At 71.8% G+C, this 9,934-nt stretch carries 8 protein-coding genes and 1 pseudogene; 5 read left to right on the forward strand and 4 right to left on the reverse strand.

From position 1 onward, the window contains the following. Positions 1 to 176: 176 nt before the first annotated feature. On the reverse strand, positions 177 to 1,355 hold the full coding sequence (locus ABD259_RS06700) for a JmjC domain-containing protein (protein ID WP_344160863.1): 1,179 nt from the start codon (positions 1,353 to 1,355) through the stop codon (positions 177 to 179). Between the two features lie 267 nt (positions 1,356 to 1,622). Continuing rightward, on the reverse strand, positions 1,623 to 3,749 hold the full coding sequence (locus tag ABD259_RS06705) for a prolyl oligopeptidase family serine peptidase (protein WP_344160866.1): 2,127 nt from the start codon (positions 3,747 to 3,749) through the stop codon (positions 1,623 to 1,625). Positions 3,750 to 4,512: 763 nt separating this feature from the next. On the opposite strand from ABD259_RS06705, the gene ABD259_RS06710 reads away from it, so the two are divergent. From ABD259_RS06710 to ABD259_RS06725, 4 genes and pseudogenes are all read left to right on the forward strand, one after another. Further along, a complete protein-coding gene (locus ABD259_RS06710) occupies positions 4,513 to 5,199 on the forward strand; it encodes a YqeB family protein (RefSeq protein WP_344100225.1) in 687 nt (228 codons plus the stop codon). Positions 5,200 to 5,304: 105 nt separating this feature from the next. After that, on the forward strand, positions 5,305 to 6,309 hold the full coding sequence (locus ABD259_RS06715; protein WP_344160869.1) for a hypothetical protein: 1,005 nt from the start codon (positions 5,305 to 5,307) through the stop codon (positions 6,307 to 6,309). Further along, positions 6,306 to 6,788 (forward strand): annotated as a pseudogene (locus ABD259_RS06720) (glycoside hydrolase); the annotation flags it as partial. The gene ABD259_RS06715 and the pseudogene ABD259_RS06720, both read left to right, overlap by 4 nt. Positions 6,789 to 6,888: 100 nt before the next feature. Beyond that, complete coding sequence (locus ABD259_RS06725; protein ID WP_344100286.1) at positions 6,889 to 7,350, forward strand: glycoside hydrolase; 462 nt, start codon at positions 6,889 to 6,891, stop codon at positions 7,348 to 7,350. 118 nt (positions 7,351 to 7,468) lie between these two features. Here ABD259_RS06725 and ABD259_RS06730 read toward each other — a convergent pair whose 3' ends face one another. Both ABD259_RS06730 and ABD259_RS06735 read right to left on the reverse strand, forming a co-directional pair. Beyond that, positions 7,469 to 8,116: a response regulator gene (locus ABD259_RS06730; RefSeq protein ID WP_344100229.1), complete on the reverse strand. Its 648-nt coding sequence runs from the start codon at positions 8,114 to 8,116 to the stop codon at positions 7,469 to 7,471. Next, positions 8,091 to 9,389 (reverse strand): sensor histidine kinase, encoded by a 1,299-nt coding sequence (locus ABD259_RS06735; RefSeq protein ID WP_344100231.1) that lies wholly within the window; start codon positions 9,387 to 9,389, stop codon positions 8,091 to 8,093. Before ABD259_RS06735 ends, ABD259_RS06730 begins: the two co-directional genes overlap by 26 nt. Positions 9,390 to 9,751: 362 nt before the next feature. Between ABD259_RS06735 and ABD259_RS06740 the strand changes: the two genes are divergently transcribed. Continuing rightward, on the forward strand, positions 9,752 to 9,934 hold a 183-nt coding region (locus tag ABD259_RS06740; protein WP_412759346.1), incomplete at its 3' end, for an ATP-binding cassette domain-containing protein.

Consider the following 9,934-nt stretch of genomic DNA (forward strand, 5'->3'; position numbering starts at 1 on the left):
GGCCACAACGGCGCCAAGTGTCTGGACTCCGCGAACGCGCGCTAATCAGGCCTCGCGACCTGCCTGCCGGTCATCCGTAGCGATCCGAATCCGCGGGAATCGGTCCTCGTCAATGGGGCGAATTCCGGTCGTCAGGCGTGGGCGTGACCGGCGTTCCGGAACACCGCGGCGCCGCCTCAGCGCAGCAGTACCAGCTGGTGGCGGACCAGCGCCCGCAGCACCTCCGCGGTGAGCGGCATCGGCGTCCCCGAGCGCTCGGCCAGTTCGCCGGCCGTGAGTTCGCGCCCGCGGGCCAGCTCCGCCAGGACCGGTTCGGCCACGGACGGAAAACGGTACCGCCGACCGGACACCGTCACGCTCACCTGGGTCCCGTCGTGCTCCACCGGCGGCGTGAGCAGCGGGACGAACTCCACCCGCGTGTCGGGACCGGGCACGTTCCCCTCCACCGCCCATGCCAGGGAGAAGGACCGGCGGCGCGGGAAGCGCGCGTCGCGCCCGTCCAGGAACGCGTCGACATCGAGCTCCTCGGCCGCATCGGCCAGGTGCCGAAGAAGCTCGTTGTGGTGCTTGGCCCGCTCGTCGGGCGCGGCGAACCGCGGCAGGTCGCGGCGCATGAACTCCACCTCTTGCAGCCGGTCGAGCAGCGCCCGCGCCCAGTCGATGCCGGTGGCGCGGGTGAAGCCGAACGTCAGGTGCATGCTCACCCCGCCGGTGCCCCGCACCGTGTGCCACCAGCCGCGCGGTACGTGCAGCACCTGGCCGGGGCGCAGTACCCCGTCCCACACCGTGTCCTCGGGCGGGGTGTGGGTGTGATCGGCGTCCACCTTCATCGGGTAGGTGCGGCTGCCGTGGCCATGCACCTGCCAGGACTTCTCCCCGACCAGCTGCAGGACGAACGTGTCGTGGTCGTCCCAGTGGGTGTCGAACCCGTGCGAGTCGCCCCAGATCAGATACAGGTTGGCCTGCGCGCGCTCGCGGACCAGCCGCATCAGGTCGTCGGTGGCGGCGCGGACGGGAGGATGCAGCCGGTCGATCCCGTCCATCACCAGGCTGGCGCCCTCGCGCAGCTCGCGGTAGAAGTCCTCGGGCCGGATGACCGAGCGCGCGGTGCCCGACGCCTCACCCGGCTCGGTATAGCGCGCTGCGGGGACCGGCTTGCCGCGCTTGTGCAGACGCACACGGGGTGGTTCGAGTTCGCGGGTCCGCAGGATCTCGTCAAGATCGTCGAAGGTCAGCAGCGAGCGCACGGCGTCGGGTCCGAGGTCGGTGAAGATGACGTCCGACGACAGCCGGGCGGAGAGCAGATCGTCGCCGACGGCGGCGCGCAGCGTTTCGGTGAACAGGCGATCGGTCACGGTCGGCCCTTTCCTCCGCGAAGTCGGTGGGCCGCCGGGGAGCAGGGTCTCCCCGGCGGCCGGTTGCCGATGTGTCGGTCAGAGCACCGAACCGGATGTCCGGTGGGACATCGGATCAGGCTCAGATGAAGTCGGAACTGGAGTCCGTGCCGTCGCTGTCGCCGCCCGCGGTGATGTCCCGCGAGGTGATCTCGGTCAGCTCCTCGACCTCGACCTCAATCGGGTCCATGTGCGTTCACCTCTCTTCCTGTGGGGGAGTAGGCCGTCCTACGCGGACCGGGTCCGCGGGGACAGCCCCGTTCGCGCGGCCGCGAACGCGTGCGCGTCGGCCGCGAGTTCGATGGCCCTCGTCACGGCGCGCGCCCCGTGCCCGGCATCGCGCTCGTAGCGGAGCAGGACAGGGCGATCCGGCGAGGCGGCGGCGCTCAGCGCCGCGCACATCTTGCGGGGGTGCGCCGCATCGATGCGGGTGTCGCCGTGGCAACCGGTGAGCAGTACGGCGGGGTAGCGGTGCCCCTGGCCGTTCAGCGCCCGGTGGTAGGGGGAGTAGGACATCAGCGCCGTGAAGTCGACGGGGTCCGATGCGGTGCCGAACTCCCGCGTCCACATCCGCCCGAGCCCCAGCTGCTCGAAGCGCGCCATGTCGGCCAGCGGGGCCGAGGCGATGACGGCCGAGCAGAGGTCGGGGCGCATGGTGGCCGCCGCGAGCACGAGCAGCCCGCCGGCCGAGCCGCCCGACAGGCACAGGTGGTCGCGCGCGCAGTACCCGTCGGAGACGAGCGCGTCGGCCGCGGCGATGAGATCCTGGACCGACCGGATCTTGTCGCGGTGGACGCCGCGCGGGTGCCACGCCTTACCGGCGTCGCCGCCACCGCGGACGTGCGCGACGGCGTAGCGGCCCCCGGCCAGCAGCCAGGCCAGCACGGTCGCGCTGAACCCGAACTGCCGGGGGCGGCCGAACCCGCCATAGGCGTGCAGGATCGTGGGACCGGGCGCGTCGGCGGATCCGGTGGAGAACACGGTGACGGGGACGCTCGTGCCGTCGGTCGAGCGGCACCACAGGGTGTGGCGGCGGGGTCCGCGGCCCGGCTTCGAGCTGTTGGGGGCCGCCGCGCCCGGGGCGGAAACGCGTGGAGCACGGGGTGGCGCGTGGAGGGGCCAGCTGTGGGGATGACGCTGACCGTGGCCGAGCACCAGCACTGTCTGCTGTGTGGCGACGTCGGCATAGCAGAAGGAGGCCGAGCCGTCGGTCCCCGCCTCCAGCCGGGTCACCATACCGTCGCCGGGAAGCTCGACGCGGCGCAGGCGGCGGCCGTCGCGTGCGCCGTGTGCGGACAGCTCACTGATGCCCAGGCGTGTCCGGCTCACCAGGAGCTCGATGTCGGCCGACCCTTCGGCGGCGTCGGCCGCGGTGGCGGGGCGCGGAGATCGTGGGGCGGAGCTGGTCACCGCGAACCCGTCGAGCGTCGTGCCGGGGTCCTCGGGCACGACCTCGCGCCACTGGGTGGGGCTCGGGTCGGCGGGATCGGCGACGCAGATGCGGCGGCGCGGCGCGTCCAGAGTGGTTCGCAGGTAGAGGAGGCCGTCCGGGCCGGCCTCGGCCTCGGACGCGATCTCCTCCCCGGTATGCACCGCGCGCAGCCGCGGCGCGTGCGCGCTCCCGCCGCGGAGGTCGGCGATCCACAGGTCGTTGCGGTGGCCGCTCCCGTGGTTCTCGGAGACCAGCAGCCATCGGCCACGCAGCAGCCGGACGGCCGGGACGGTGCACGGTCCGGCGCAGGGGTGCACCAGGATGTCGGGGCGGCGCGGGAGGGCCAGGACACGGTGCAGCCACACGCCGTAACGCCCCTCGGCGCTGTCGCTGCGGACGTAGTAGAAGGCGGTGTCGCGGGGGGTGGGCAGCCATGCCACGTGGGAGCAGCGCACGCCCCGGATCGGTTCCTCGACGGGCAGCCCGTTCTCGGTGGACAGGACGCGCAGCGCGCCGCGCCCGGTGCCGCCGGTGGAGGTCTGCACCGCGACCAGGCGCCCGTCGGGACTGGGTTCCCAGGCGTCGAGGGTGGTGCGGCCGCTGGGGTCGTGCACGGCCGGGTCGAAAACCACGCGCTCGTAGCCGTCGCGGACGGTGATGAGGCGCGGGTGGTCCGCGCCGGCGTCGCGGCGGGTGGTGAAGGCGAGATCGCCCCGGCGGACGGGAGGGGACCACAGATCGGTGGCGATGAGTCGGCGGATCCGGGCGGCCAGGCGGTCGCGCATCGGCCAGTTCGCGGCGGCCCGCGCGAACTCCCGTGCGCGGTCGGCGAGCCAGGTGCGGGTGGCGGGGGAGTCGGGGTCCTCCAGCCAGCGGTAGGGATCGGGGATGGGGTGACCGTGCAGGGTGTCCACCACCGACACGAGGTCGCCGCGCCCTGGCGACGGGGCGGGACTTTGACGAGCGGGCGCCGTGCTCACCGCAGGAGGATCGGTCGACGGGCGAGGGCGGGGGGCAGGCCATGGTGTCGGTTACGCACGCCCACATCCTTTAAGCGCCCTGTGACGGCGGTCAAGTAGTAGCTGACTGGCTGTAGGTAACAGAAAGCTGCCCTTCGGGTAAGGGAAATATCCTGAAATACCCCATTCGAACTGCGGAAATGTGCGGAGGAGGGGTGTGCGGCGCGCGCCCGATTGCGACTTCCAGGATGGAATATCCTCACTCCCCGGAGTCATTCCCGTGGGCGCCGCGCCTCCCCTGCGGCGGCGCGGCGTTCCCGTGCACGCCCCGTCCTTCTCGGCCGCACCGGGTGGTTCCGGCATTCGAGATCCTCACGACATTGACCGTTCTGCCGTGTCTCGTGCCTTTCGCGACCTCGCCCCGATCATCGGCGTCCCACGGTGGCGCCGGGCCGTTCGACGACGTGGGGTGACCCCTGCGCTCGCTGGCCGCCCGGCCCGGTCTCCGCTGGGCCGCGGGGTGGCGACGGCGCGGCCGGCCCCGGCGCCGGTCGACCTCGTGAGCCAGCGGGACCGACTTCGGTCACGGCGTCGCATCCCAATGGACGATGCGCCCTGGCCGCCACACCCCGTAGCGTCGGGTGATGCCCGGTGCCGCCGGAACGCCCCGAACCCGGCGGCGTACGTCGATGTGGAAAAGCGAAGAGACCGCGCTATGGAAACCCCGATGACCCCGAGTAGGAACACCACCGTCGTCAGTGAACGGGTGTGGTGGATCGGACTCCCACTGATCGGCGCCGGAGGGGGATGGCTGGTCAAATCCGTGGCCGGGTGGGTCGCCTCCCTGGAGTGGGCGCCGTTCCAGGGGCCGTTCCGGCTCATCGCGTCCCTGCCCGAGCCGGTCGCCACCATCGGTGCCCTCGTGCTCGGCGCGGCCGCCGGGCTCGTCCTCGCGTTCTTCTGGTGGCTGGGGAGCCTGTCGGTCACCGTCACCGATGACGCCGTCGAGCTCAAGCGCGGCGACAACGTGCAGGAGATCCACCGCGCGTCGGTCAACGCGGTCTTCCTCGACGGCAAGGACCTGGTGCTCCTCGGCGGCGGTACGCGGGAGCTGGCCCGGGAGAAGAACGACCTGGACGCCACAGCCCTGGAGAACGCCTTCAGCGCTCACGGCTACACGTGGCTGTCCGGGGGAGACCCCCACCGCGACGATTTCCGCCGCTGGGTACCGGGCATGCCCGAGCTCTCGCCGGGAGCACACGCCCTGTTCAAGGCCCGCCAGCGGGCGCTGGATAACGACGACGGGGACGACGCCGCGGAGCTCCGCCAGGAGCTGGCCAAGCTGAACCTCGTCGTCCGCGACGAGAAAAAGCGCCAGTACTGGCGCGCCATGGACACCGGCGAACGCCCCTGACGCGTGCCGCCGCCTGGGGCCGCGCCGTCGCGCGACGGGGATGGGCGACACGGTGACCCGTGTTTTTCATCCAACTCTCAGGACCGGTCGCCACCATCGGGCCGCATGGCAGAAGAACCGACCGACATTCCCGAGTCCCCCACCCCGGCCGCCCGGAGCCCGCCGCCCCGCCCAGGGCGGGGGGTGACCGCGATCGCCGCCTGTCTCGGCGTCGCCGCGGCAGTTCCGCTGGCCGTCGCCGCCGCACCACCCCCACCGTCACCGGTCCGGGTCGAGGACGGCGCGGTCGTCGTCCCCATTGATGGCGGCGAGGCCGTGGTCGACCCGGCCACCCTGGCGGTCGCCGCCCGCCCCGACAGCGGCGGCCGCATCACGCTGTCCGACGCCGCCAAGCAGGACCTGGGCGACCCCGATGCTCTCACCATCGGCCCCGGGGGCGCGCGCTGGTCGTACCCCGACCGAGGGTTCGACGCCAGCGCCACGGCCGAGCAGGGCCGCCTCTCCATCGAGGTGCGCGCCACCGCGGGCGGCGACGACCCCGACTCCACGCTGACCTGGCCGGTCACCGGCACCGACCCGGCCGCCTCCGCTGTCCGGTTCCCGCGCGGGGAAGGCCTGTCGGTCCCGCTCGACGACGATTTCTTCACCTCCGAGGACGCCGGTCTCGCCGGTGCGGACATCGCGATGTCCTCGGGGCTGACCCTGCCCTTCTGGGGTACCGCCATCGGCGGCCTCGGCGCGAGCTACACCGTAGGCGACGACGGCATCGGCACACTGCTGCGCTTCGTCTCGGACACCGGTCGACTGTCCAACGAGGCCGAACACACCTTCTCCGCGCGGTCCGGGACGCTCAAGTACGCTGTCACCTTCGCCCTCACCGGTCCTGAGCCCACCGCCGCGGCGGCCGACTACCGCGCCCTGCTCACGGAGCGCGGGCAGCTCGGCTCGCTGAAGGCGAAGATCGCGAACAACCCCGAGGTGGGCAAACTCATTGGGGCCTTCCACGCCTACACGTGGGGCAGCGGGCGCCGCGCTGCCGCCGTCGAGAGAATGCGCGAGCTGGGCATCGACCGCATGTGGCTCGGCTACGACGCCGACGGCGCCCCATGACCGCCGACGCGGTGCGCGCCGCCGACGACGCCGGCTACCTCGTCGGCCCCTACGATTCCTGGGCCAACGCCCAGGACCCCGCCGAGTCCGACGCGCCCACGTCGACCTGGCCTGAGGGCGTCTACCCGGGGGACTGCGTCATCGGGGCCGACGGCCGGCCCAAGGCGGGCTTCCACGACCGCGGCTGCTATCTCAGCTCCCAGGCCATCGCCGACAACGACGCCACCCGCGCCTACCTGGACGACCGTGTCAAGGAGATGACCGCCAACGGTGCCACGAGCTACTTCCTCGACGTGGACGCCGCGGGGGAGCTCTTCGACGACTACAGCCCCGACCACCCCATGACTCGGGCCCAGGACCGTGGCAACCGCATCGAACGTATGGGCCGCCTGTCGGAGGAGGACGGCCTCGTGCTCGGTTCGGAATCGGCCGTCGGTTGGGCCAATCAGGTCATCGCGTTCAGCCACGGCTCCTTGACACCGGTGGCTGACGGACTGTGGGCGGTCGAGCGCGACCGGGAGAACTGGGGCGGGTACGCCCCCGGCGAGCGGTCCCAAGTTCTTCTTCCAGCCCGCGACCCTGCCCGAGAACGTCGCCACGGCCATGTTCGACCCCGCCTACCGGGTGCCGCTGTCCCAGACCGTCCTGCACGACGCGGTGATCAGCACCGACCGCTGGGAGCTGCCCCTGTACAAGCTCCCCCACCAGGCGCGTGACCGCATCCTGCTCGCGATGCTGTACAACACGCCGGTCAACCTCGTGCTGAACGACGACGAACTCGACTCCCACGGCGAGCAGATCGCCGAGCTCCAGAGGTTCTTCCACCCCCTGCACGAGGCGGCGGCCACCGAGCCGATGACGGGGTTCGACTACCTGTCCGGGGACAACCTGGTCCAGCGGACCGAGTTCGGCGACGGCGCCCTCACCGTGACCGCCAACTTCGGCGACACGGCCCATCCCGCGTCCGGTATCCCGGGCGGCTGCGTCGAGGCGAGCGTGAACGGCGGCCAGCCCCAGCGGCTCTGCCCCGGCAACGGGTAGGAACCGGCCCCCGGGGGGACCCCGTCGCCGCAGCGCGGGGGGTCCCACGCGCCGCGGAAGCGGCCGTGCTCCTCGGAACGCCGCCGCAGCCGCTGATCCGGGGGAGCGGGTCGGCGGGCTACACCCACCCCGCGTCGTGGGCGAGGATGGCCGCCTGGACGCGGTTGGTCATGGCGAGCTTGGACAGGATCCGGCTGACGTGCGCTTTGACGGTGGCTTCGCGCATGCCCAGTTCGCGGCCGACCTCGGCGTTGGACATACCGCGGGCGATCGCGATGAGGACGTCCCGTTCGCGGTCGCTGAGCACCTCCAGCCGCTTGGCCGCGACCGGGGCCTCATCCGAGGCCGGGGCGGCGAAACGCTCCAGCATGCGCTTGGTGACACTGGGGGCGAGCATGGCGTTGCCCTCGTCGATGGTGCGCACGGCCGCGATGAGATCGCGGGGCGGGGTGTCCTTGAGGAGGAAGCCCACGGCCCCGGCACGCAGCGCTTGGTGGACGTACTCGTCCAGGTCGAAGGTGGTCAGGAGGACGACCTTGGGCGGGTCGGGCAGGGCGGTCAGTTCGGTGGCGGCGGTCAGGCCGTCGACACCTGGCATGCGGATGTCGAGGAGCACGACGTCGGGTTGGAGTTCGCGGGCCAGCCGCACCGCCTCGGCGCCGTCGGATCCCTCCCCGACGACCTCGATGTCGTCGGCCGAGTCCAGGATCATTCTCAGGCCCGAGCGGACCAGCTGCTCGTCATCGATCAGAATCGTGCGGATCACCCGCGTTGTCCCCCGTCTCTTCCGGCACATGCTCCCCCACAGGCAAGATAGCGCGTACCTGCCACCCGCCGTCCGGGTACGGGCCCGCCGACAGGCTGCCGCCGGCCAGCGCGACGCGCTCGCGCAGCCCCGCGAGACCATAGCCGCTGCTGGGCGGGGGTTCCGGGCGCGGACCGGTGCTGGGGGCGGGGGGAGCGTTCGTGACCACGATCTCCAAATCATCGTCACCGTAGTCCATGCGGACCACCACCGCGCCGCCGCGCGCGTGTTTGCCCGCGTTGGTCAGTGCCTCCTGCACCGTTCGGAAAGCGGTGCGCTCCAGCTGGGCGGGCAGGGGGCGCGGGGTGCCGGAGGTGCGCCAGTCGATCTCCATTCCGGCCGCCCGCCAATCCGAGATCAACCGAGCGAGATCGGCGAGGACGGGCTGCGGGGCGGTGGGCGCCTCGGAGGCGGGGTCGTCGCGCAGCACGCCGAGGATCTCGCGGAGTTCCGACAGGGCCTCCCGGCCGGTGTTGCGGATCAGCCCGGCGGTCTCGACCGTCTTGGCGTCGGTGGCGGAGACCTCCAGCCCGCCGGCGTGCAGAACCATCAGGCTCACCCGATGGGCCACGACGTCGTGCATCTCACGGGCGATACGGGTGCGCTCGGCCGTGATGGCGCGGTCGGCCATGAGATGCTGTTCGCGCTCCAGCCGCTCGGCGCGCTCCTTCAGGTTGTCGATCAGCTGGCGGCGGGTGCCGACCCACAGTCCGGCGGTGAGGGGGAGCGCGATGAACACGATCCACACGCTCACCGTCGCGAACACGGCGCCATCGCTGAACGCGTAGGCCGTGGCTGCCCCGACCACCATGATCAGGGTCCAGCTGGCCAGCCGCCGCCGGTTGGAGAACCAGGCGGCATAGGAGTAGAGCGCGATCGCGACCGGTACCGGGTTGCCGAGCAGGACGAGCATGAGCGCTGCGGCGGCCAGCAGGAGGTGGGGGCGGGTGCGGCGGAACAGGATCGTGCCCGCGACCGCCGTGGGGATGACGACGAGGGTGCCCCCTATGGCCACCAACTGGATGGTCCGCCCGACGGGCTCACCGATGAGCGCCAGCACCGGGGCGGCCAGCCCCGACTTCGAGGTGACGGTGAAGAACGTAATCCACGGCCAGAAGGCGATCGCGTAGAACCAGTCGGCGAACCGGTAGCGGCGGTCCCACCACCAGCCCCAGATCCGCACCGGCCTTTTCCCGAAGGCGCGCCGCAGTTTCTCTCCCTCACCATGGAACATGTGCCGGAGTCTATGGCGCGCTCAGCAGCGGTCCTTCGCCTGGTCAACGGCGTTTCCCGCAGCTCAGGCGAAAGTCGGCCCCGGCGCGTTCGCGCAGGTCACAGGCGTTGAGTCGGGTGAGGCCGCTCGGGTTGGGGCAGGGCGGCACCGACGAAAGTCGGTAGGGGGCACCCAACGAAGGCGTCGTTGGCGCCGCCGCGCCGTACTTTCGGCCACCGCGAAGATCGGCACTCCGGCCGAGGAATCGGTGACCTGCGCGGACCTAGCGTTGTCCGTGTTGCCGCGAGCCGTGCCCCCGCTCGCCGCAGGAATCGCGACACCGCCTATTCTCAGGAGAACCCATCGTGAGCGAAAGCCCCGCCTTGGCTACGCCGTACCAGCAGCCGCCGCAGGCTCCACCGGTCGTGATCGCCCGCGGGCTGTCGAAGGTGTATGGGAGTGGGGACTCGGCGGTCCGGGCCCTGGACAACGTGACCGTGGAATTCACCCGCGGCGCCTTCACCGCGATCATGGGCCCCTCCGGATCGGGCAAGTCCACCCTCATG

This window comes from Nocardiopsis rhodophaea, assembly GCF_039530945.1.
Taxonomy (GTDB): Bacteria; Actinomycetota; Actinomycetes; order Streptosporangiales; family Streptosporangiaceae; genus Nocardiopsis_C; species Nocardiopsis_C rhodophaea.

Bases quoted from the DNA above. Each gene is read 5' to 3' on its own strand.
- ABD259_RS06710 (WP_344100225.1), top strand. From the start codon at position 4,513: ATGACCCCGAGTAGGAACACCACCGTCGTCAGTGAACGGGTGTGGTGG.
- ABD259_RS06715 (WP_344160869.1), top strand. From the start codon at position 5,305: ATGGCAGAAGAACCGACCGACATTCCCGAGTCCCCCACCCCGGCCGCC.
- ABD259_RS06735 (WP_344100231.1), bottom strand. From the start codon at position 9,389: ATGTTCCATGGTGAGGGAGAGAAACTGCGGCGCGCCTTCGGGAAAAGG.